The sequence below is a fragment of the Streptomyces sp. NBC_00466 genome, assembly GCF_041433995.1.
Taxonomy (GTDB): Bacteria; Actinomycetota; Actinomycetes; order Streptomycetales; family Streptomycetaceae; genus Streptomyces.
The window spans coordinates 4,654,211-4,676,424 of record NZ_CP107896.1 but is presented as its reverse complement, the minus strand read 5'-3'; the positions used below and the strand labels follow the sequence as shown (position 1 = coordinate 4,676,424).

Sequence of the window (22,214 nt, the reverse complement as noted above, 5' to 3'; positions counted from 1 at the left end):
TCAGCCCAGATGCGTGGGCGCGAACATCTTCAGCACCGCAGGCAGCACGACCACCGAGGGACCGGGCTCCGCCAGTGCCCCGGCCAGGTCGTCCGTCAGCGTCTCCGGGGTCGTACGCAGTGCCGGAACCCCGAAGGACTCGGCCAGGGCCACGAAGTCCGGGCGGGTGAGTTCCGTGGCGGTGGCCTCGCCGAAGGCGTCCTCCATGTACTCGCGCAGGATGCCGTAGCCGCCGTCGTCCACGATCAGCCAGGTGACCGGCAGGCCGTACTGCTTGGCCGTGGCCAGCTCCGCGATCGAGTACATCGCGCCGCCGTCGCCCGACACCGCGAGGACCGGCGTGCTGGGATCGGCGACCGATGCTCCCAGCGCGGCCGGGAAGCCGTAGCCGAGGCCGCCCGCGCCCTGGGCGGAGTGCAGGGCGCCCGGCCAGGCGGACCAGGCCCAGTAGGCGAGGATCGTCATGTCCCAGAAGCTGGGTGACGACGCCGGGAGCGCGGCCCTGACCGAGGCCAGGATCTGCTGTTCCCGGTCCAGGTCCTGGCCCGCGATCCGCTCCGCGACCTTGGCGAGGACGGTACGTACGGAGTCGGCCGCGCCCGGGTCGGTGCGCTCCTCCACCGCATCCAGCAGGGCGGACAGCGCGTTCCTGGCGTCCGCGTGGATGCCGAGCGCCGGGTGGTTGGACTCCAGCTTGCCGAGGTCCGCCTCGATCTGGACGACCCGGCCGCGCGGCTTGAACGTGTGGTAGTTCGAGGAGAGTTCACCCAGCCCGGAGCCGACGACCAGCAGGACGTCCGCCGCCTCCAGGAAGTCCGTGGTGTGCCGGTCCTCCATCCACGACTGGAGCGAGAGCGGGTGCTCCCAGGGGAACGCCCCCTTCCCGCCGACCGTACAGACCACCGGGGCGTCCAGCCGTTCGGCGAGCGCGAGCAGCTTCCCGGCCGCGTCGGACCGTACGACACCGCCGCCCGCGATGATCACCGGGCGCTCGGCGTGCGAGAGCAAGTGTGCTGCCACGGCGGTCAGTTCGGGGCGTGGGTCCAGCTCGCGCGGGGTCGCGTCCATCGCGGTGACGGGCGGCAGGGACGTCTCCGCGAGCAGCACGTCCTGCGGAATCTCCACCCAGACGGGGCCGTGCGGGGCGGTCAGCGCGGACTCCCAGGCGGCCGCGATGGCGGAGGGGATCTGGGAAGCGGTGCGCACGGTGTGCACGGACTTCACGATGTCGCGGAACGACGCCTTCTGGTCGCGGAGTTCATGCAGATACCCGTGGCGTCCGCCACCGAGCCCGGCCGTCGGGACCTGGCTGGAGATGGCGAGCACGGGGGCACTGGCCGCCGCCGCCTCCTGGAGCGCGGCGAGCGAGGTCAGCGCGCCGGGACCGGTGGAGAGCAGCAGCGGTGCGACCTCTCCGGTGATCCGGCCGTACGCGTCGGCGGCGAAGCCCGCGTTGTTCTCGACGCGCAGCCCGACGTACGAGAGCGCGGAGCGGCGCAGCGCGTCGAACATGCCGAGCGCGTGCTGGCCCGGCAGCCCGAAGACGGTGGTGGCGCCGAGTCCCTGGAGCGTCTCGACGACGAGGTCGCCGCCGTTGCGCCCGGCCGGAGGGTTCAGCGCGGCCGCGGTCTGCTCGGCGGTGAGCTTCGGGGTCTCGTGGTGGTGGTCGTGGGTCACTTGGCCCGGTCCTCGGCGCTGTGTCCGTGGCCCTGCCTGGCGGCAGCGACTTGGCGCGACATGATGGTGGTGAGCTCGTACGCAGTGTGGGATGCGGCGACGGAGGTGATCTCGGCGTGGTCGTACGCCGGCGCGACCTCGACCAGGTCGGCGGAGACCAGGTGGCAGGAGGAGAGTCCGCGGACGATCTCCAGGAGCTCGCGGGAGGTCAGCCCGCCCGCCTCCGGGGTACCGGTGCCGGGTGCGTGCGCCGGGTCCAGTACGTCGATGTCGATGGAGATGTACAGCGGCCGGTCGCCGATGCGCTGGCGGAGCTGGTCGGTGATCTCGTCCACCCCGCGCCGCATGACGTCGGCCGACGTGACGATGCCGAAGCCCATCTTCGCGTCGTCGTCCAGGTCCTTCTTGCCGTAGAGCGGGCCGCGCGTGCCGACGTGCGAGAGCGCGGACGTGTCGAGGATGCCCTCCTCGACGGCCCGGCGGAACGGCGTGCCGTGGGTGTACTCGGCGCCGAAGTAGGTGTCCCAGGTGTCCAGGTGCGCGTCGAAGTGGAGCAGCGCGACCGGGCCGTGCTGCTTGGCGACCGAGCGCAGCAGCGGCAGCGCGATGGTGTGGTCGCCGCCGAGCGTCATCATGCGGGCGCCGGTGGAGAGCAGGTCGTCGGCGGCGGCCTCGATGGTGTCGACGGCCTCGTTGATGTTGAACGGGTTGGCCGCGATGTCGCCCGCGTCGGCGACCTGGGCCAGCGCGAACGGCGACGCGTCCTGCGCCGGGTTGTACGGGCGCAGCAGCCGGGACGCCTCGCGGATGGCGTTGCCGCCGAAGCGGGCGCCCGGCCGGTAGGAGACACCGGAGTCGAAGGGCACACCGACGACCGCCACATCGGCGGTGCCGACCTCGTCGAGCCTGGGCAGCCTGGCGAAGGTCGCGGGGCCGGCGTACCGGGGGACGCGGGACGAATCGACGGGGCCGCGCGGCTGTTCGGTGCTGCTCATGGGTGTGCCCTTCTTCTCTGTTTCTCTGTGCTTCTGCGCTTGTGGCGCATGTCCGGCGCGTGGAACCTCAGTTGTCCAGCGCGTGGAACCTCAGTTGTCCGGCGCGTGGAACCTCAGTTGTCCGGCGCGTGGAACCTCAGTTGTCCGGCGCGTGGAACCTCAGTTGTCCGGCGCGTGGAACCTCAATGATGGGCCGGTACGGAATCCTCACCGGCGCCGGGCTCGGCGGCTGCCTCCGCGCCGGACCCGTCGCGTCCGGCCAGCCGCTCCCGCCAGGCCGCGAGCACCGCCGCGTCCGTCGGCTCGGTGGCCAGCGAGACGACGACGTACACGACCAGGGAGCAGAGCAGCCCGTAGTAGATCGGCTCGTTGGCGAGGGCGCCGTACTTCACCATCAGGCCCAGGACGACGAGCCCGCCCGCCGCGACGGACGCCAGCGCCCCCTGCACCGTGCCGCGCTTCCACAGCAGACCGCCGAGAATCGGCACCAGCAACCCGCCGACCAGCAGGTTGTAGGCGACGGTGAGCGCCTCGACGACGCTGTTCAGCGCGATGGCGATGCAGATGACCAGGACACCCATGGCGAGGATGAAGGCCCGGTTGCCGCGCACCTCGTCGTGGTCCCCGCCCTTGACGCGCCCGCCGCCGCGTATCCCGCGCAGCCGCGACCAGATGTCGTTGTTGGCGACGGTGGCGCAGGCGATCAGCGCCCCGGACGAGGTGGACATCACCGCGGCCAGCGCGGCGGCGAGCACCAGTCCCCTTACGCCGATGGGCAGTTCGTCCTTCACAATGGTGGCGAAGGCGGCGTCGGAGCTCGGCAGCTTCGGGTACATGACCTTGGCGGCCGTCCCGATGACGGCCCCGGCGACCGCGTACACCAGGCAGTACGTACCGGCGACCGTGCCGCCGAGCCGGGCGACCTTGTCGCTGCGCGCGGTGAAGACCCGCTGCCAGATGTCCTGCCCGATCAGCATGCCGAAGGTGTAGATCAGGACATACGTGAAGATCGTCTCGCCGCCGATGCCCAGCGGGTCGAAGTACGAGGTGGGCAGCTTGGCCTTCATCTCGGAGAAGCCGCCGGCCTTGACGATCGCGATCGGCAGCAGCAGGAGGAGCACGCCGATCGTCTTGACGACGAACTGCACCATGTCGGTGAGGGTGATGGACCACATGCCGCCGAGCGTCGAGTACGCGACGACGATCGCACCGCCGAGGATGATCGCCACGGTCCGGTTCATGTCGAAGAGGACGTCGAAGATCGTGGCGTAGGCGATGGTCGAGGTGACCGCGAGCATCAGCGTGTACGCCCACATGACGACGCCGGATATGACCCCGGCCCGGCCGCCGTAGCGCAGGTCGAGCATCTCGGAGACGGTGTAGACCTTCAGCCGGGCGATGCGCCCGGAGAAGAAGATGCTGAGCGCGAGGAGCCCCAGGCCGATGGTGAAGACCATCCAGGCGCCGGAGAGCCCGTACTGGTACCCGAGGCCCACACCGCCGATGGTGGAGGCACCGCCGAGCACGATCGCGGCCATGGTGCCGGAGTACATGGCGGGTCCGAGCCTGCGGCCCGCCACCAGGAACTCGGACTTGGACTTGGCGCGGCGCATGCCCCACCAGCCCATGGCGAGCATGCCTGCCAGGTAGGCCACGATCACCGCGTAGTCGACTGCCATGCGCGCTCCCTCTTTTCGCGGGGGGCCGTTGCACCTCTGCCACCTGCGCCGGACTGCTTTCGAACGTTGACCCTAGGTGGCCTGAAAGCGACGTTGAAGTGTACGTTCTATCCATTGAAACCCTCCCCTGATGGATGGAACATCCATGCCGGACGCCGCCGCTCCACCGACTTCCCCCGTCCAGCTGTCGGCCCTGCTGGCCCGCAGGGACCTCGGGCTGCGCCAGGTCGCGGGCCCTCCGGCGGGGGAAGGCGGCGGTGCGGCGCTGCACTGGGTGCACACCAGCGAGATGGCCGACCCGTATCCGTATCTGCTCGGTGGTGAGCTGCTGCTGACCGCCGGGGTGCAGCTCGCGGCCGACCCGGACCGGTACGCGGCCCGCATCGTCGCGGCGGGCGGAGCGGCGCTCGGCTTCGGGCTCGCGCCGGTCTACGACACGGTGCCGGACGCGCTGGCCGCCGCGTGCGACCGCCATGGTCTGCCACTGGTGGAGGTGCCGACGAAGACTCCCTTCACGGCGGTGGCCCGCGCGGTGTGGGGCCTGATGGCGGAGGCCCGCCATCACGAGCTGCGCCGGGTGTCCCAGGCCCAGCAGGGCCTGGCAGCGGCGGCGGCCCGCCCGGACCCGGTACCCGCGGTACTGCGCCAGCTGGCCACCCGGCTCGGCGGCCGGGCGGTACTGCTCGCCGCGGACGGCACGGCGCTCCAGGCGGCGGGACGCGAGCCGGAGCCCGGTGCGCGCGAGGCCCGTGAGGCGCTGGCGGCGCTCGCCCGGGTCGTACGGCCGGGGGGTCAGGGGCCGGCCGCGTCGGGGACACAGCCCTCCCCCTCCCCCGGGCCCTCCTCCGCACCCGGGAACAGCCCGGCCGGCCCCCGCCCCGCCCCCGCGTCCGCCACCGACACGGCGGGCTCCGTGCATCTCGCGGCATACGCGGTGGCGGGCGGGGAGGGCCTGGTGCTCGGTGTGGCCACCACCGCACGCGAACCGGGCGACCACACCATCGCCGGGGTGGCCGTCGTCCTGCTCTCGCTGCTCACCGCGGACCGACAGGGCGCCGACCAGGCGGCGCGTTCATCGGCGCTGGTCCGGCTGCTGCTCGGCGCCGCACCCGCCGACGTGGCACCGCTGCTGGGCAACGGCCCCTGGACGGTGGTGCACGCCCACGGCACGGGGACCCCGCCCGCGCTGGGCAGTCCACTGGTGGACACGTCGGCCGACACCGTACGCGTCCTGCTGCCCGCCGACCGCGAGGTGGCCCGCCACCCCGGCTGGACGCTCGGGCTGAGCGCCCCGGCCGCGCTGGGCGATCTCCCGGCGGCCGACGCCCAGGCAGGCCGGGCCCTGCGCCACGCGGAGGCGACCCGCGCCCCACTGTCCCGGCACGGCACGACGGGCCTCGCCGCCCTCCTCGACCCGTCCGAGGCGGCGGCCCACGCCCGCACCCTCCTCGCCCCGCTCGGCGACCCACCGCCCGCCACACTGCTCGACACACTGCGCACCTGGCTCGCACTGCACGGCAGTTGGGACCGTACGGCGGTGGCGATGAGCATTCACCGCAACACGGTCCGCCAGCGCATCGGCCGCTGCGCGACACTGCTCGGCGCGGACCTGGACGACATGGACGTACGGACGGAGCTGTGGGTCGCGCTGCGGCAGGGGTGACCCGGCAGAAGCCGACACCGACCCCAGGCGTCTTCCGTTTATATCGGGCCGGATCAGGCCGGATCAGGCCGGATCAGGGAGCGGGGTCCGGTGCGTTCAGCTGCAAGGCGGAGGATGAGTCCGAGCGTGCGCGGACTCACCCTGGACAGCCCCGGTGACCACCCGGTAACTTCGACTGAGCAAGCGCTTAGCAGGAGTGGCCGACCGGGGCCGACCAGACCCCGGGGCCAAGCCAGAACCGCAGAGGAGCCTTCCGTGCGCCGTACCGTTTACAACGAGGACCACGAGGCGTTCCGGGACACCATCCGGGCCTTCATCGAGGCCGAGGTCGTGCCCGTGTACGACGAGTGGCTGGCGGCGGGCCAGGCGCCGCGCGAGTTCTACTACAAGCTCGGCGAGCTGGGGATCTTCGGCATCGAGGTGCCCGAGGAGTTCGGCGGCGCCGGCGAGGAGTCCTTCAAGTTCCAGGCGATCATCTCCGAGGAGTGCGCCCGCGCCGGTGTCTCCTTCGGCGGTTCCGGGGTGCACGTCGCGCTCTGCCTGCCGTACCTGAAGGCGTACGCCACCGACGAGCAGAAGAAGCGCTGGCTTCCCGACTTCGTCAGCGGCGCCTCGATGTACGCCATCGCCATGACCGAGCCGGGCACCGGCTCCGACCTGGCCGGCATGAAGACCACCGCCAAGCTCTCGGACGACGGCACGCACTACGTGCTCAACGGCGCCAAGACTTTCATCACCGGCGGTGTGCACGCCGACCGCGTGATCGTCTGCGCGCGCACGGCCGCCCCGACCCCCGAGGACCGCCGGCACGGCATATCCCTGCTCGTCGTCGACACGAAGTCCGAGGGGTACGCGGTCGGCCGCAAGCTCGACAAGCTCGGGCTGAAGACCTCCGACACCGCCGAGCTCTCCTTCACCGACGTCAAGGTCCCGGTCGGCGACCTGCTCGGCGAGGAGCACAAGGGCTTCTCCTACCTCGGGCAGAACCTCCCGCAGGAGCGCCTCGGCATCGCGGTGGGCGCGTACGCGCAGGCCGCCGCCGCCGTCCGGTTCGCGCAGGCGTACGTCCAGGACCGCACGGTCTTCGGCAAGACCGTCGCGTCCTTCCAGAACACCAAGTTCGAGCTGGCCGCCTGCAAGGCCGAGGTGGACGCCGCCGAGGCGGTCTGCGACCGCGCCCTGGAGGCGCACGACCTGGGCGAGCTGACGGCGGCCGAGGCCGCGTCCGCGAAGCTCTTCACGACCGAGGTCGCGCACCGCGTGATCGACAAGTGCCTCCAGCTGCACGGCGGTTACGGCTACATGAACGAGTACCCGATCGCCCGCCTGTACGCGGACAACCGGGTCAACCGGATCTACGGCGGCACCAGCGAGGTCATGAAGATGATCATCGCCAAGAGCATGGGCCTGTAGAGGCTCTGGGGCTGGCGGGACGCTCAGAGATACGCCGCAGAGACATCTTGTAGAAATGGCCTCATGAACCAGGCACTTGAGTCCCTGCTCGATCTGCTCGATCTTGAGCGGATCGAGCAGGACATGTTCCGCGGCCTGAGCCGCTCCGCCGTCGTGCCGCGCGTCTTCGGCGGCCAGGTCGCCGCTCAGGCCCTGGTCGCCGCCGGGCGCACCGTACCCACCGACCGGACGGCTCACTCGCTGCACGCGTACTTCCTGCGTCCCGGCGACCCGGGCGCGCCGATCGTGTACACGGTCGACCGCATCCGCGACGGCCGCTCCTTCACCACGCGCCGGGTCGTCGCGGTCCAGCACGGGCAGCCGATCTTCCATCTCTCGGCGTCGTTCCAGACGTACGAGGAAGGGCTCGACCACCAGATCGCCATGCCGCAGGCCCCGGACCCGGAGACGCTGCCGACGGCGGCCGAGATGCTGCCCCGGTACGCGGACCACTTCCTGGAGCCGGGGGTCGTGGACCGGCTGATCGAGGCCCGCGCGGCGGTCGACCTGCGGTACGCCGACGCCCCGCCGTTCGGCAGCGTCGGCACCCCGCGCGAGCCGCGCTCGCAGGTCTGGTTCCGTACGAACGGCAAGCTGGCGGACGACCCGCTGCTGCACGTCTGCCTCGCGACGTACGTCTCCGACATGACGCTGCTCGACTCGGTGCTGCTGGCCCACGGGCGGGGCGGCTGGGCGGTCGGCGACGTGGTCGGCGCCAGCCTGGACCACGCGATGTGGTTCCACCGCCCGTTCCGGGCCGACGAGTGGCTGCTGTACGACCAGGAGTCCCCGTCGTCGTCCGGCGGACGCGGCCTGGGGCAGGCCCGGATCTACACGCAGGACGGGCAGTTGGCGGTCACGGTGATCCAGGAGGGCGTGATCCGGGTTCCGCGGTGAGGGGGCAGCCCCCGCTCGATCTCCCGGCGCGGCAGCGACAGCCCGGGGTGCTCGCCCACCGCCCCGAACAGCCGCATCCCTTTCCTCGGCCTTCGGGGGCACACGTTGATCGTCGACACCCGGTCCGTCCGCGCGCGTGCCGCCGAAGGCCGCAGGCCGGGATGTCGTTTGCGCGGCCCGTGCCGGGATGGATTTTACTCGATGAGTGCTCAGACTGATGTTCCTCGCGATGGTTGTACTCGCCGCCGCGCTTTCGGTGGCCTCAGCACTGGCGTTCTCGGCATGGTGGTGGGTACCGGCGGGCCTGTTTGTGCTGCCGGCGCTGGTCGGGCTCTGGGATGTGACGCAGCGCAGACACTCCGTACTCCGTAACTATCCAGTTCTGGGCCATCTGAGGTATCTGCTGGAATACATCCGCCCGGAGATGCAGCAGTATTTCGTGGAGCGGAACTTTGACGGCCGTCCGTTCGACCGCAATGTGCGCAGCATCGTCTACCAGCGGGCCAAGGGCACCGAGGCGGAGAAACCGTTCGGTACCGAGCGGGATGTCTACACCGCCGGTTACGAGTTTCTGGTGCCCTCGATGGCGCCGAAGCCGGTGCCCGAGAAGACCCCGGTGGTACGGATCGGGGGGCCCGACTGCACCCGCCCGTACGACATGGCACTGCTCAACATCTCGGCCATGAGCTTCGGTTCGCTGTCCTCCAACGCGATTCTCGCCCTCAACCGGGCGCCGCTGAGGGTGGTTTCGCCCATGACACCGGCGAGGGCGGGCTGTCGGAGTACCACCTGCGGCACGGCGGTCACCTGGTCTGGGAGATCGGCACCGGCTACTTCGGCTGCCGGACCTCCGACGGCGGCTTCGACAGACGGGAGTTCGCGGCCAAAGCAGCTCATGACCATGTGAAATGCGTGTCGTTGAAGCTCTCCCAGGGCGCGAAGCCGGGTATCGGCGGTGTGCTGCCGGGCGGCAAGGTCAATGCCGAGATCGCGCGTGTACGCGAAGTGCCGGAAGGGCGGACCGTCATTTCCCCGCCCTACCACCGGGTTTTCAGCACACCGCGTGAACTCGTCCTCTTCGTTGCTGAAATGCGGAAGCTGGCGGGCGGGAAGCCCACCGGCTTCAAACTCTGTGTCGGCTCCCGGCGCGAATTTCTGGCTGTGTGCAAGGCGATGCTGGAGGAGAACATCACTCCGGACTTCATCATTGTCGACGGCGCGGAGGGGGGCACCGGGGCCGCCCCGCTGGGGTTCGCGGACAACGTGGGCACGCCACTGACCGAAGGGCTGATCACCGTCCACAACGCCCTGGTGGGCACCGGGCTGCGCGACCGCATCAAGATCGGTGCGAGCGGCAAGGTCGCCACCGGGACCGACCTCGTCAAACGGCTCCTCCAGGGCGCCGACTACACCAACGCCGCCCGCGCCATGATGTTCGCCGTGGGCTGTATCCAGGCCCAGCGGTGCCACACCAACACCTGTCCGGTCGGGGTGACCACCCAGGATCCGCGGCGCACACGCGCGTTGGACGTCGATGACAAGTTCCGGCGCGTACACCGTTTCCAGGCGGCCACGGTGAGCAGCGCTCTGCAGATCATGGCGGCCATGGGGGTGGAGGACCCGCGCGAACTGGGGCCGCACCAGTTGCGCCGCCGGCTGGATCCGCGCACCGTTCTCTCCTGCGGAGAGCTGTACGACTGGCTCAGCCCCGGTCAACTCACGTCGGAGCCCCCGCAGGAGTGGGAAGCGGACTGGCGAGCGGCCGACCCTGACACCTTCCGTCACTGACTCTGACTCGCCCGGTCGGCCCGGCGGCTGTCAGCCCAGCCCCGCCGCGTCCAGCAGGTACGCCGTCATCGGGTCGTAGAAGCGCGGGTCCGTGACGTGGTCGTCCAGTGGGACCGTGACCTGGAGCGTGCCCTCGGCCTCGCCCAGGAAGAGTGCCGGGTCGTTGCAGTCCGCGTAGCCGATCGAGTCGAGGCCCCGCTGGCCCGCGCAGCCCGCCCAGCCGTGGTCGGCGACCACCAGGTCGGGCAGCGGTCTGCCGGCGCGCTCCAGACCGTCGAGGATGGCCCGCATCGGTTCGGGCGAGTGGGTGTGCCAGAGGGTCGCGCCGCGCTCCAGCACGGCCACGTCGGCGAACTGGAAGACCATGCCCTCGTCGGCGGTGAGCCCGCCCGGAATCCGTACGATCGCGCAGCCCGCCGTACGCAGCGCGTCCGCGGTGGCCCGGTGCACATCGAGCAGCCCGCCGGGGTGGCCGGTGGCGAAGAGCACGCTCTCCGTGCCGTCGGCGGCCTTCCGCAGCCGGGCGGCCATCCGGTCCAGGGCGTCGACCGTCAGTTCCGGGTCGATGGTGTCCTGGCCGTGCCGGTGCCCGGGGTCGTCGTTGACACCGCAGCGCTCGGCCATCACGGCGAGCACGTCCTGCTCGTCCGCCCAGCGGTCACCGAGTTCGAGCCCCAGCCAGAAGTGCCGGTCGCCGTTGGAGAGCTTGCGGTAGTGGGAGAGGTTGTTGTCGCGGGGCGTGGCGACGTTCCCGGCGATCCGGGTGCGGACGAGGTGGTCGACGAGTTCGGCACGGCTGGGCTGCTGTCGGCATCGGTCCGTCGCACGCCGGTCCACAGCCTCGCCCGTGATACTCCGTGGCTGCATTTCGGCCATCCAACCCAGCCGCCACCCATCGGCCCTGGGCACTACCTCCGCAGGTCCAGCTGCATCAGCTTCGCCTCAGCAGGGCTGACCTTTTCCGGAGCCCTGTTGATCTCGGCCTGCACCGTCGGGAGCAGGCTCCCGAGTTGGGCCAGCATGGCCTTCCGGCGTCCTTCGATATCAGAGTGCCAGGTTGTCGCGTTCGGCCCCGCCCAGGATCGTTTTTCGCCAACGTCGGCAGATGGCTTCTTCAGCAAGTTGTTCAGATCGTTCATTTCGTGCTCGATGTCTCTCTTCAGCTTCACCAGAGCATGGCGCCGCGGGTTTTCGACCTTGGCCGAATCACCACTCATCAGACCTCCCCCTTCACCCCCGTGACAAGTCTTCCACATGTGTGTACCACTGGGACGAGAATTGGCTGACCGCGAACGCTGACGACGCATCTGGCGGACCGCCTTGCGGCTGGTGGCGCCCACCCGGCTGCCGACATGTAGCCGCTGCCATTCCAGCGTCGAATCGTCGTGTGCTACCTGAAGCAAACGAAGCGCTCTGCAACGCCGACAAATCAGCTTCGAGCATCGAGGTATCAGGCTGATTCCCGTTCAGCTTCCATATCAGCTTTGATCGACCGTCTTTCCGTGAGGGACACGAAAACAGGCAGATGCGAGCTCGACAGCAATGATGGAGACCTTGCTTGCGCTCGGAGCGTCGCCGCTCCTCTTTCGTCGGTCATAGAGGGTGATGTTCACCGAGAACTTCCCCTTCGTAGAGTCGGCGACGATTTCAAGGCTCTTGGACGGACTACTGTCCGGACCGAATTTGACGATCTTCCAATTGTGGCGGGGAAGTTCGGCCTTAAGTTGCCCCATCGCCCTTTTCATGTCCTCAACGGGTACTCCGTAGACGGACCAAGGGTGGCGGATGACGTACAGGTGGTCCGGATCCTCATCACCACAGAGATCAACTCCGGGACCCGTGTTCATCATCTTCCCATCCAATGCCATCAGATGGTGCAGCTGACTCGAAAGCTCCTGCGCCTCGTTCTTCACGCTGGAGACATCTCGGGTTTCAGGGGTGTAACCAAGATCGTGGGATTTTGGCATATCCGAGCATCCCGTCAGAATGGCGAAAGTTGCGGCGCTCGAAATCATCATGGCCGCATGGCGGCGACCCGCCGGGGCCATCCGTCGATTAGTCACGCTTCACCTCGTCATAGTTTCCAGTGACTACGGCCGCTTGGTTCTTGAGACTGATAGAGGCTTCCCAATTACCTCCGTGGGTACTTGAATCCCAATAGCCCCCGTGAGCATGAGAATCCGTTTTCATGATATTTGCCCCGAATTCCCTGTCCGACGGTACGACGTCTACATTGACTGCTGCATCGTAAGGGATTCCGTGCCATGTGCGGACCTTCACGCTGTTGCCACCCAGGCCGGCAACCTTGCCAAGCGCCGGTACTTGGTCGTATTGAGTGCCAGCAGCCTCCGACCAGGTGTGTTTGGTGCCGACGTCGAGCTGATCGGCGTTTCCCACAAGCATGCCCGGGCTTCCGGCCACCACGATATCGTCGGCAGCGAAGTTGCCGTGTTGCTTGGAGGCATCACCGACGAGCGTGCTGCCGTAGCTGTGGCCGATGACTGTGGAATGGCTGGCGTTCGGTCCGCCTTGTGCAGTCTGAAGACCGTCGAGGAAGTGATTGAGTACGGGAGCACCCTTGTCGGCATATGACCGCGACGCGGCTTGCGGAAATACGGTCTGTGGAGCGTCATAACCGATCCATGTAATCGTAGAGACGCTCTGGCCAGGAGCCATCATCCTGGATGTCCTCCAGAGGCTTTCCATGCGTTTGATATCGCCGCCCGCTCCAGCGAGCTTCGATGTTGTGCCGGGTACATAGACCGCTGTGTGGTCAGCGGTGTCAGGATCGCCGTTGGCAACGATGGCGTGGCCGAGATGGTGTGTGTCGATGCCCAGCAGGTACGCCCGCGGCAGGTCGCCGGTGCCCGTTCGGCCAAGGCGCGAATGGATCGCGTCCATGCCCTTGAGCTGACCTTCGAGCCGCCCCTTTTCCTCGTTCCAGCCCTGCCACGCCGATGTCTCGATTGTCTCGCCGAACGGGTTGCTTCCCTGTTCGTACTTGGCAGGCTCCTGCGCGTTCAGCTTCGCCAGCTTCGCCTTGGTCGTCCCGTAAAGCTTGTCGAAGACAACGCGATTGGTCCTGTCGCGGACTACAGCCGGCAGGCCATCCATTGCTCCGATACGAGCTGGGTAGAGGAATTGCACCTCCGCTTTCATCCCCGGGCTGAGGGAACCCCACCAGTCTGCATTCAGCTTGGAGTCCGAGCCAGTCGGGAGATCGCTGGCTTTGGGCGGCCCTTCGGCGACCTCAACCTCGTCAACCATGACCATTTCGGGGTGGTTGGGGTAGTGAGAGAACGGATTGCCACCATGATCGATGAGCACTGCCAGGTGATGGCGCCTGCGTAACATCGGCAGTTGGTCACTGGCCCAAGTGGCGATGTGGACAAGCTTCGTCAGGGGCTGCGCGTCGATCCCGAGACCATCGAATCGACTCTTGAACCGTGACGCGCTTCCATGCAATCGGTCTGCATCCGCCTTCAGGGAAGCGATCGTACCTTGCAGCGCCTCCGGATTGATGCCGCAGAAAGCGTCGCCTCGGCCACCTGGATCACTCATTCCCTGCCCCCGCCCCCATGTGACTGAAAACCTAGAACACGCTACCAGCCCATGATCTCCCAGTCACTGAACTATCGGGTTCAAGCACGTTTAAACCAAGGTAAGTTGGAGCCTTACACCACCATCGCTCTGACTGGGAACCCGATGGGGCGCGATCCAGCCAAGGCCGAAAACCTACGACGTCAAACCTTGGTGAGGATGAGACAAGCACCTATCAGCCAACTTCCGGAACTTCGGCGAACACATGCGTGGCTCCCCCTCACGGCGGTCCCATCCGGGTGTGCCAGGCGCCACGGGAATTCAATTCGGAGCGGGTGTTGCGTGGTACGTACGCATCCTTGCCGGGTGCCAACCAGTCGGCCTTCTGAGGCTTGCGGTTCTTGTTGAAAGCCTTGCTCTCATCAAATGTCGGTTGCGGGGCCCCGCTGAGATGCGTTCAACTCAGTGCGTGCTCAGACTGATGTTCCTCGCGATGGCTGTGCTCGCCGCCGCGTTTTCGGTGGCCTCGGCACTGGAGTTCTCGGCATGGTGATGGGCACCGGCGCGTCTGTTCTGCTGCCGACGCCGGTCCCGGCGGGTGCACCGTTACCAGGCAGCCACGGTGAGCAGCGCCCTGCAGATCATGGCGTCCATGGGTGTGCGGGACCCGAGCGAGCTGGGGCAGCATCAGCTGCGCCGTCGACTGGACCCACGCACCGTTCTCTCCTACAGAGCGCTGTACGACTGGCTCAGCCCCGGTCAGCTCACGTCAGAGCCCCCGCAGGAGTGGGAAGCGGGCTGGCGAGCGGCGGACCCCGACAACTTCCGTCACTGAGCGTCGCATTCAACGTGCAAGCTGTCGATCAGGGCTTGGGCGGCGCTGAGCCACCGGATGTCGTGACGGTGAACTTGTCCCCATCGATGACCCGCTCAGTGCCGTAGAAGGACCCGAGCAGGCTGCCGCTGTGGGAGTTCTGTTTCGCGTCGATCATGCAGACGCTGTACCCGTTCGGTCCCGTAGCGGGTGCCAGGTCCGGGACGTGGCAGTTCTCGTTGATGGTGCGGCCGTTCTTCGTGGAGGCCGCGCCCTCCTTGGTCGAGGCGAATGGATACTCGTCGCACGACCTGCCTGCCAGCGTCCGGCCATCACGTACCTTGCCGGCCTTGGGGCACGAGGTCTGTCGGTTGATGTCCCGCATCTTCTTGTCGGCCAGCCTGTGCAGCGGGTTCCCCGCCGCACCCGGAAGACCTGACTTGATGGCTTCCTCGACGTGCCAGGTCTGTTCGGGATCGACGGAGGTCAACTCGAACTCCGGGGGCCTGCCGGCATCTACACAGCCCTGCCGGTACTTGCCGCTGGAGGTTTTCATGGTCGAGTCGCACCGGAACATGTTGTTGCGGATCACACCGTCGTTGCTGGGAGTCACGTCTCCGAGGTTGCCGAAGCTGTACGTGAAATTCAGGCCCGGATATGCGATGGCGTTGTCCGCCATGGCTTGTTCTTTCCAGGTGATGACGATCGACTTGGTGGAGTTGGGTTTGATCACGGACCCGCTCTTGGGCCCCTCCACGCTGTAGGCATCGCTGCCGTGGCCGTTGTAGTCCGGCTCGTAGCGCCAGGTCGGCGTACCCACATCGCCGACGAAGGGGCCGAACGTGATGCGGACCTCTTGCTGGATCTCACCGGATTTGTGGGAGCTCAAGATGCCTGTTTTCACGAGGTAGGGCATACTGCCGATCTCGGCGCCCTTGGAGTTGTAGACCTTCAGGGCGAGGTTGTCCCAGATGGCGCAGGCGTTCTTGCGGCTCGCCCGCCACTGTCCGTCCCACGCCTCTGTGGTGCACCAGCCCGGAATGAACGCCCCCTGGGTGTCGGGGCCGTCGATGACAGGGTCCTCCGGGTCCGTGCCCGGCGGGCCCGGCTCCCCGCCCTCGATGCAGGAAACGCCCTCTTGGCACGGCTGCAGGTCGCCGATGGGGCCCTGTTTGACGGGGGTCTGGTTGCCGGTGCGGGCGTCGGCCGCGAAGTCGGACCAGGTCACCGGCCGCGCTTCGCCCACAGTTGGTTCAGCGTCCCCGTCATCGGGATCGGCTGCCGACACAGGGTCGGTGGGGAACCCCATGGTGCCGAACTGGAACTCCTGGTCAAAGGATGACCCTCGCGGCTGTTGGTCGGCGGTCGGATAGCCGTACGGTCCGGCCTCGTACCCGGACATCTCCCACTTGGTCAGCAGGCCGCCGCTGACCGGGTGCGCACCGTAGGCTTCGGTCCAGTAGATCATTCCGTGTTCGAAGCGGCTGGCCCGCCCGATGCCGTCGGGTGTGGTGAACTCGTCTCCGATCGGGTAGCCGAGGTAGCCACCGTCCCGGCCGGCCTCATTCCACTTGTCCAGGATCGCGCCGTGCACGGCGTAGGCCTCGTTGAGCTTCCAGTAGATGTCACCGTGCTCGAACTGCTGGCGCCGCCCGACGTTGTCGGCATTCACCAGCTCGTCGCTGGTGGGGTAGCCCAGAGCACCTGCCTCGTAGCCGTTGCGGGCCCACGCGGCGAAGAAATGGTTGACCACCGGATGCGCGCCGCCCTGCGGCGACCAGTAGATCGGACCGTTGACGAATTCGGTGCGTTTGCCGTACCCGTCAGGGTTGGTCAGCTCGTTGGACTTGGGCAGCAGCAGGAAGCTGTTCGGGCCACCGAGCTCGTTGTACTTGTCCTTGATGGCCCCGCAGACCTCGTAGGGCGCAGGCCAGTACACCTGGCAGCCGGCGGTGACGCCCTTCCCCGCCTCCATGGTCTCGGCCTTGTCGGCATCAGCCTTGCTGTACCCGTCGGGTACGGATTCCTTGTCCGAGCGCATCTCGCCGGCCACAACATGGCTTTTCGGCGTTGCCGTCGGGCGCCAATGCCAGGAGCCGGGTGCCGCATGAGCGGCGGTGGTGCCGCCTATCAACGCGACCATCATGGCCATGACCATGAAGAGACGTCTCGCCAACACGCTGCCCCCCGCCGCCGTCGGCGCGCGTGTCGCCCGCCGTGCCAGCCAGTACAGCGCAACCGCCGAGAAACGACGCTACGGAAATAGGCCGATCCTTCCGGGATGGACTTCGGCCACCACAGAGATCCGCTGAATGCAGGGAACGGGGCATGGCACCGCTGAAGTCCTGGGGAATCTTCCGGCGGCCGTCAGCCCAGCCCCGCCGCGTCCAGCAGGTACGCCGTCATCGGGTCGTAGAAGCGCGGGTCCGTGACGTGGTCGTCCAGTGGGACCGTGACCTGGAGCGTGCCCTCGGCCTCGCCCAGGAAGAGTGCCGGGTCGTTGCAGTCCGCGTAACCGATCGAGTCGAGGCCCCGCTGGCCCGCGCAGCCCGCCCAGCCGTGGTCGGCGACCACCAGGTCGGGCAGCGGTCTGCCGGCGCGCTCCAGACCGTCGAGGATGGCCCGCATCGGTTCGGGCGAGTGGGTGTGCCAGAGGGTCGCGCCGCGCTCCAGCACGGCCACGTCGGCGAACTGGAAGACCATGCCCTCGTCGGCGGTGAGCCCGCCCGGAATCCGTACGATCGCGCAGCCCGCCGTACGCAGCGCGTCCGCGGTGGCCCGGTGCACGTCCAGCAGCCCGCCGGGGTGGCCGGTGGCGAAGAGCACGCTCTCCTTGCTTTCAGCGGCCTTCCGCAGCCGGGCGGCCATCCGGTCCAGGGCGTCGACCGTCAGTTCCGGGTCGATGGTGTCCTGGCCGTGCCGGTGCCCGGGGTCGTCGTTGACACCGCAGCGCTCGGCCATCACGGCGAGCACGTCCTGCTCGTCCGCCCAGCGGTCACCGAGTTCGAGCCCCAGCCAGAAGTGCCGGTCGCCGTTGGAGAGCTTGCGGTAGTGGGAGAGGTTGTTGTCGCGGGGCGTGGCGACGTTCCCGGCGATCCGGGTGCGGACGAGGTGGTCGACGAGTTCGGCACGGCTGGGTATCGGCATGAGCCCATTGTGGACGCCAGGCCCTGTCCCCGTCAGTCCGGTATCGGCGGAGACCGGGGTCAGCCCGCCGCCGGCGTCCCGTCCGGCAGCCCCTCCGGTGCCGTTGCCGGCGCCCGGTCCAGCGCCGCGAAAGCGCCGTGCGCGAGGCGGCGCAGCAGCGCACCGGTGGCGGTCCGGCCGGGCAGGCCGCCGGTGCCCAGGTGCGGGGTGGAGTTCAGCAGGCCGAAGACGGCGTGCACGGCCGCGCGGGCCTCCTGCTCGGGGGTGTGCGGGTACAGCTCGCGTACGACGGTGACCCACAGCTCGACGTACTGCCGCTGGAGCCTGCGGACCGCCTTGCGGTCGCTGTCGCGCAGCCGGTCCAGCTCCCGGTCGTGGACGGTGATCAGCGGGCGGTCGTCGAGCGCGAAGTCGATATGTCCGTCGATCAGCGAGGCGAGTACCGCCGCCGGGCCGCCCACGGCCCGCTCCGCCCGCGTCCGGCCGCCGTCGAGCAGCCGCTCACTGATCCCGACGAGCAGCTCGGCGAGCATCGCGTCCTTGCCCGCGAAGTGGCGGTAGAGGCCGGGGCCACTGATGCCCACGGCTGCCCCTATCTCGTCGACGCCGACGCCGTGGAAGCCGCGCTCGGCGAAGAGGCGCGCCGCCTCCTTGAGGATCTGCTCGCGCCGCGTCGGGGCGTCCGTCCTGGTGCTCATGGCTCCATTCTAGACAGCGGGGTTAGCGAGCGTTAACCTGGCCGCAGGTGTTAACGATCACTAACCGCCCTGATCGGGTAGGGATGGTCGGACCGACCGGTCAGAAAAGAACGCAAGCGAGCAGAGGGGGCCCGACCGATGCAGCAGGCACCAGTCCTGACGAGCGCGGCCGATCCCGCTTCGGAGGCCTGGCGGGCCAACGAGGCGGCGCACGGAGCGCTCGCCACCGAGCTGCGGACCAGGCTGGCAGCCGCGCGCCTCGGCGGCGGCGAGAAGTCGCGGGCCCGCCATGTGGCGCGCGGGAAGCTGCTGCCGCGCGACCGCGTCGACACCCTGCTGGACCCGGGCTCACCGTTCCTGGAGCTGGCGCCGCTGGCCGCCGACGGCATGTACGGCGGGTCGGCGCCCGCCGCCGGGGTCATCGCCGGGATCGGCCGGGTGAGCGGGCGCGAGGTGGTCGTGGTCGCCAATGACGCCACGGTCAAGGGCGGCACGTACTACCCGATGACCGTGAAGAAGCATCTGCGCGCCCAGGAGGTGGCCCTGGAGAACCGGCTGCCCTGCGTGTACCTGGTCGACTCGGGCGGTGCCTTCCTGCCGATGCAGGACGAGGTCTTCCCCGACCGCGAGCACTTCGGCCGGATCTTCTACAACCAGGCCCGGATGTCGGGCCTGGGCATCCCGCAGATCGCCGCCGTGCTCGGCTCCTGCACGGCGGGCGGGGCGTACGTCCCGGCGATGAGCGACGAAGCGGTGATCGTCCGCAACCAGGGCACGATCTTCCTGGGCGGCCCGCCGCTGGTGAAGGCCGCGACCGGCGAGGTCGTCACGGCCGAGGAGCTGGGCGGCGGCGAGGTGCACTCGCGGACCTCCGGGGTCACCGACCATCTCGCGGAGGACGACGCGCACGCGCTGCGCATCGTCCGCACCATCGTCTCCACGCTGCCGGAGCGCACCCCGCTCCCCTGGTCCGTGGAGCCGGTGGCGGAGCCGAAGGTGGACCCGGCCGGGCTCTACGGCGCGGTGCCGGTCGACTCCCGTACGCCCTACGACGTACGCGAGGTGATCGCCCGCATCACGGACGGCTCCCGGTTCGCCGAGTTCAAGGCGGAGTTCGGTACGACGCTGATCACCGGGTTCGCCCGGATCCACGGCCACCCGGTCGGCATCGTCGCCAACAACGGCATTCTCTTCTCCGAATCCGCCCAGAAGGGCGCGCACTTCATCGAGCTGTGCGACCAGCGCGGCATTCCGCTGCTCTTCCTCCAGAACATCTCCGGCTTCATGGTCGGCCGGGACTACGAGGCGGGCGGGATCGCCAAGCACGGCGCCAAGATGGTGACGGCGGTGGCCTGCACCCGGGTGCCGAAGCTGACGGTGGTCGTCGGCGGCTCGTACGGCGCGGGGAACTACTCGATGTGCGGCCGGGCCTATTCGCCGCGCTTCCTGTGGATGTGGCCGAACGCCAAGATCTCCGTGATGGGCGGCGAGCAGGCCGCTTCCGTGCTGGCCACGGTCAAGCGCGACCAGCTGGGCGACGACTGGAGCGCCGAGGACGAAGAGGCGTTCAAGGCCCCGGTCCGCGCGCAGTACGAGGAGCAGGGCAACGCCTACTACGCGACGGCCAGGCTCTGGGACGACGGCGTGATCGACCCGCTGGAGACCCGCCAGGTCGTCGGCCTCGCGCTGACCGCCTGCGCCAACGCCCCGCTGGCCCAGAAGGACCGGGCGACACCCGGCTACGGCGTCTTCCGGATGTGAGATGTGAGTTCTGGGATGAGGATGAAAATGTTCGACAGCGTTCTGATCGCCAACCGGGGCGAGATCGCCGTGCGCGTCATCCGTACGCTGCGGGAGCTGGGCATCCGCTCGGTCGCCGTCTTCAGCGACGCGGACGCGGACGCCCGGCACGTACGGGAGGCCGACACCGCGGTCCGGCTCGGTCCCGCGCCCGCCGCCGAGAGCTATCTCTCGGTGGAACGGCTACTGGAAGCGGCAGCGCGCTCCGGCGCGCAGGCAGTCCATCCCGGGTACGGATTCCTCGCGGAGAACGCGGAGTTCGCGCAGGCGTGCGCCGACGCGGGCCTGGTCTTCATCGGGCCGCCCGCCACGGCGATCTCCCTGATGGGCGACAAGATCCGCGCCAAGGCGACCGTGCGGGCCGCGGGTGTCCCGGTGGTACCCGGCTCCTCGGGCAGCGGGCTCACCGACGCCGAACTGGCCGCGTCCGCACGGGAGATCGGGATGCCCGTACTGCTGAAGCCGTCGGCGGGCGGCGGCGGCAAGGGGATGCACCTGGTCCGCGACGAAGCGCTGCTGGCCGACGAGATCGTCTCGGCCCGGCGCGAGGCGCGGTCCTCGTTCGGCGACGACACCCTGCTGGTGGAGCGGTGGATCGACCGCCCGCGCCACATCGAGATCCAGGTGCTCGCGGACGCCCACGGGAACGTGGTGCACCTGGGTGAGCGCGAGTGCTCCCTCCAGCGCCGCCACCAGAAGATCATCGAGGAGGCGCCGTCCGTTCTGCTGGACGAGGCGACCAGGGCCGCGATGGGCGAGGCAGCGGTCCAGGCCGCTCGCAGCTGCGGGTACACCGGTGCGGGCACGGTGGAGTTCATCGTCCCGGGAGGCGACCCGTCCTCGTACTACTTCATGGAGATGAACACCCGCCTCCAGGTCGAGCACCCGGTGACCGAGCTGATCACCGGCCTCGACCTGGTGGAGTGGCAGCTGCGGGTCGCCGCCGGTGAGCAACTGCCGTACGAGCAGAAGGACATCGTGCTCACCGGGCACGCCATCGAGGCGCGGGTCTGCGCGGAGGACCCGTCGCGCGGCTTCCTGCCGTCGGGCGGCACGGTGCTGGCGCTGCGCGAACCGCAGGGCCACGGCGTACGGACCGACTCGGGCCTCAGCGAGGGCGTGGAGGTCGGCAGCCGCTACGACCCGATGCTGTCGAAGGTCATCGCGTACGGCCCCGACCGCGCGACGGCGCTGCGCAAGCTGCGGGCGGCGCTGGCCGGCACGGTCACCCTCGGCGTCCCGACCAACGCGGGCTTCCTGCGGCGGCTGCTCGCCCATCCCGCGGTGGTCGCGGGCGAGCTGGACACCGGTCTGGTGGAGCGGGAGGCGGACGGTCTGGTGCCGGACACGGTGCCGCCCGAGGTGTACACGGCGGCGGCCGCGGTACGGGCGGCCCGGCTGGCCCCGGGACCGGACGCCGGCGGCTGGACCGACCCGTTCTCGGTACCGAGCGGCTGGCGGCTGGGCGGCGCGGCCCTGCCGGTGACCCAGTGGCTCCAGATCACCGGGCACGAGGCGGTGCAGGCCGGGGGCGCGGGCCAGGTCACACCGGACACGGTGACGGTCACGGTCGACGGGACCGTGCACACCTTCCACCGCTCCGGGAACTGGCTCGGCCGGGACGGCGACGCCTGGCACGTCCAGGACCACGACCCCGTACAGACCACGCTGGACGCGGCGGCGGGCCGGGGCGGCGCGGGTTCGCTCACCGCGCCGATGCCGGGCACGGTCACCGTGGTCAAGGTCGCCACCGGGGACCAAGTGGCCGCCGGTCAGGGCCTGCTGGTGGTCGAGGCGATGAAGATGGAGCATCTGATCACCGCACCGCACGCGGGCACCGTCACCGAACTGGACGTCGCCCCCGGCACGACGGTCGCGATGGACCAGGTACTGGCGGTCGTCACCCCGGCCGGCACCCTGGCCGAAGGCTCGGCCGGCGACCCGGCCGACGCCCCGGTCGGTGTCCCGGACGACATCCCGGCCGGTATCGCGGCCGACGTCCAGGCCGGTACCCAGATCGGCATCCCGGCCGTCCCGGATGACACCCCGATCGGCACCCCGGCC

Annotated in this window: 15 protein-coding genes and 2 pseudogenes; 7 read left to right on the top strand and 10 right to left on the bottom strand. The window is 69.0% G+C overall.

What is annotated here, in order from left to right; all coding sequences use genetic code 11:
* From OG210_RS21015 to OG210_RS21005, 3 genes are all read right to left on the bottom strand, one after another.
* The gene (locus OG210_RS21015) at positions 1–1,677 is read right to left on the bottom strand and encodes a thiamine pyrophosphate-binding protein (protein ID WP_328326701.1); all 1,677 of its coding nucleotides are present in this window, start codon (positions 1,675–1,677) and stop codon (positions 1–3) included.
* Positions 1,674–2,672: an agmatinase gene (speB, locus tag OG210_RS21010; RefSeq protein ID WP_328326703.1), complete on the bottom strand. Its 999-nt coding sequence runs from the start codon at positions 2,670–2,672 to the stop codon at positions 1,674–1,676. The genes OG210_RS21015 and speB overlap by 4 nt, the downstream gene beginning before the upstream one ends.
* A gap of 182 nt (positions 2,673–2,854) precedes the next feature.
* Positions 2,855–4,351 (bottom strand): sodium:solute symporter, encoded by a 1,497-nt coding sequence (locus tag OG210_RS21005; RefSeq protein ID WP_371538225.1) that lies wholly within the window; start codon positions 4,349–4,351, stop codon positions 2,855–2,857.
* Between the two features lie 130 nt (positions 4,352–4,481).
* Between OG210_RS21005 and OG210_RS21000 the strand changes: the two genes are divergently transcribed.
* From OG210_RS21000 to OG210_RS20985, 4 genes and pseudogenes are all read left to right on the top strand, one after another.
* Entirely contained in the window at positions 4,482–6,014 is a 1,533-nt protein-coding gene (locus OG210_RS21000) for a PucR family transcriptional regulator (RefSeq protein WP_371538222.1), read from the top strand.
* A gap of 255 nt (positions 6,015–6,269) precedes the next feature.
* A complete protein-coding gene (locus OG210_RS20995) occupies positions 6,270–7,427 on the top strand; it encodes an acyl-CoA dehydrogenase family protein (RefSeq protein WP_328326707.1) in 1,158 nt (385 codons plus the stop codon).
* Positions 7,428–7,490: 63 nt separating this feature from the next.
* The gene (locus OG210_RS20990) at positions 7,491–8,363 is read left to right on the top strand and encodes an acyl-CoA thioesterase II (protein WP_328326709.1); all 873 of its coding nucleotides are present in this window, start codon (positions 7,491–7,493) and stop codon (positions 8,361–8,363) included.
* A 217-nt stretch (positions 8,364–8,580) separates the two neighbouring features.
* Positions 8,581–10,151: pseudogene (locus OG210_RS20985) on the top strand (FMN-binding glutamate synthase family protein).
* 30 nt (positions 10,152–10,181) lie between these two features.
* Here the strand turns inward: OG210_RS20985 and OG210_RS20980 are convergent.
* The 4 genes from OG210_RS20980 to OG210_RS20965 all read right to left on the bottom strand — a co-directional run bounded on the left by OG210_RS20980 (position 10,182) and on the right by OG210_RS20965 (position 13,712).
* The gene (locus OG210_RS20980) at positions 10,182–11,018 is read right to left on the bottom strand and encodes a phosphatase (RefSeq protein WP_328326711.1); all 837 of its coding nucleotides are present in this window, start codon (positions 11,016–11,018) and stop codon (positions 10,182–10,184) included.
* A 41-nt stretch (positions 11,019–11,059) separates the two neighbouring features.
* Positions 11,060–11,368 (bottom strand): hypothetical protein, encoded by a 309-nt coding sequence (locus OG210_RS20975; RefSeq protein WP_328326713.1) that lies wholly within the window; start codon positions 11,366–11,368, stop codon positions 11,060–11,062.
* A 261-nt stretch (positions 11,369–11,629) separates the two neighbouring features.
* Positions 11,630–12,214, bottom strand: coding sequence for a hypothetical protein (locus OG210_RS20970; protein ID WP_328326715.1), 585 nt, complete (start codon positions 12,212–12,214; stop codon positions 11,630–11,632).
* The gene (locus OG210_RS20965; RefSeq protein ID WP_328326717.1) at positions 12,207–13,712 is read right to left on the bottom strand and encodes an alpha/beta hydrolase; all 1,506 of its coding nucleotides are present in this window, start codon (positions 13,710–13,712) and stop codon (positions 12,207–12,209) included. Before OG210_RS20965 ends, OG210_RS20970 begins: the two co-directional genes overlap by 8 nt.
* 601 nt (positions 13,713–14,313) lie before the next feature.
* On the opposite strand from OG210_RS20965, the gene OG210_RS20960 reads away from it, so the two are divergent.
* Positions 14,314–14,526: a hypothetical protein gene (locus tag OG210_RS20960; RefSeq protein ID WP_371538215.1), complete on the top strand. Its 213-nt coding sequence runs from the start codon at positions 14,314–14,316 to the stop codon at positions 14,524–14,526.
* Between the two features lie 28 nt (positions 14,527–14,554).
* Here the strand turns inward: OG210_RS20960 and OG210_RS20955 are convergent, their stop codons facing one another.
* The 3 genes from OG210_RS20955 to OG210_RS20945 form a co-directional block, all read right to left on the bottom strand.
* Positions 14,555–16,684, bottom strand: coding sequence for a hypothetical protein (locus OG210_RS20955; RefSeq protein WP_328326719.1), 2,130 nt, complete (start codon positions 16,682–16,684; stop codon positions 14,555–14,557).
* A 188-nt stretch (positions 16,685–16,872) separates the two neighbouring features.
* Positions 16,873–17,652 (bottom strand): phosphatase, encoded by a 780-nt coding sequence (locus tag OG210_RS20950; protein WP_371538211.1) that lies wholly within the window; start codon positions 17,650–17,652, stop codon positions 16,873–16,875.
* Positions 17,653–17,711: 59 nt separating this feature from the next.
* Positions 17,712–18,350, bottom strand: a complete 639-nt coding sequence (locus tag OG210_RS20945) for a TetR/AcrR family transcriptional regulator (protein WP_328326724.1) — start codon at positions 18,348–18,350, stop codon at positions 17,712–17,714.
* 138 nt (positions 18,351–18,488) lie between these two features.
* Here OG210_RS20945 and OG210_RS20940 point away from each other — a divergent pair, with 138 nt between their 5' ends.
* Together OG210_RS20940 and OG210_RS20935 are read left to right on the top strand one after the other, a co-directional pair.
* Positions 18,489–20,111 carry a carboxyl transferase domain-containing protein gene (locus tag OG210_RS20940; protein ID WP_328326726.1) on the top strand — a complete coding sequence of 541 codons (1,623 nt, stop codon included), beginning with the start codon at positions 18,489–18,491 and terminating at the stop codon, positions 20,109–20,111.
* Between the two features lie 27 nt (positions 20,112–20,138).
* A pseudogene (locus OG210_RS20935) lies at positions 20,139–22,157 on the top strand (biotin carboxylase N-terminal domain-containing protein); the annotation flags it as partial.
* Between the last annotated feature and the right edge of the window lie 57 nt (positions 22,158–22,214).

Coding starts and splice junctions, on each gene's coding strand:
- OG210_RS20940 (WP_328326726.1), top strand. CDS start 18,489: ATGCAGCAGGCACCAGTCCTGACGAGCGCGGCCGATCCCGCTTCGGAG.
- OG210_RS20975 (WP_328326713.1), bottom strand. CDS start 11,368: ATGAGTGGTGATTCGGCCAAGGTCGAAAACCCGCGGCGCCATGCTCTG.
- OG210_RS20990 (WP_328326709.1), top strand. CDS start 7,491: ATGAACCAGGCACTTGAGTCCCTGCTCGATCTGCTCGATCTTGAGCGG.
- OG210_RS21005 (WP_371538225.1), bottom strand. CDS start 4,351: ATGGCAGTCGACTACGCGGTGATCGTGGCCTACCTGGCAGGCATGCTC.
- OG210_RS20965 (WP_328326717.1), bottom strand. CDS start 13,712: ATGAGTGATCCAGGTGGCCGAGGCGACGCTTTCTGCGGCATCAATCCG.
- speB (WP_328326703.1), bottom strand. CDS start 2,672: ATGAGCAGCACCGAACAGCCGCGCGGCCCCGTCGATTCGTCCCGCGTC.
- OG210_RS20980 (WP_328326711.1), bottom strand. CDS start 11,018: ATGCAGCCACGGAGTATCACGGGCGAGGCTGTGGACCGGCGTGCGACG.
- OG210_RS20945 (WP_328326724.1), bottom strand. CDS start 18,350: ATGAGCACCAGGACGGACGCCCCGACGCGGCGCGAGCAGATCCTCAAG.
- OG210_RS20950 (WP_371538211.1), bottom strand. CDS start 17,652: ATGCCGATACCCAGCCGTGCCGAACTCGTCGACCACCTCGTCCGCACC.
- OG210_RS21000 (WP_371538222.1), top strand. CDS start 4,482: ATGGATGGAACATCCATGCCGGACGCCGCCGCTCCACCGACTTCCCCC.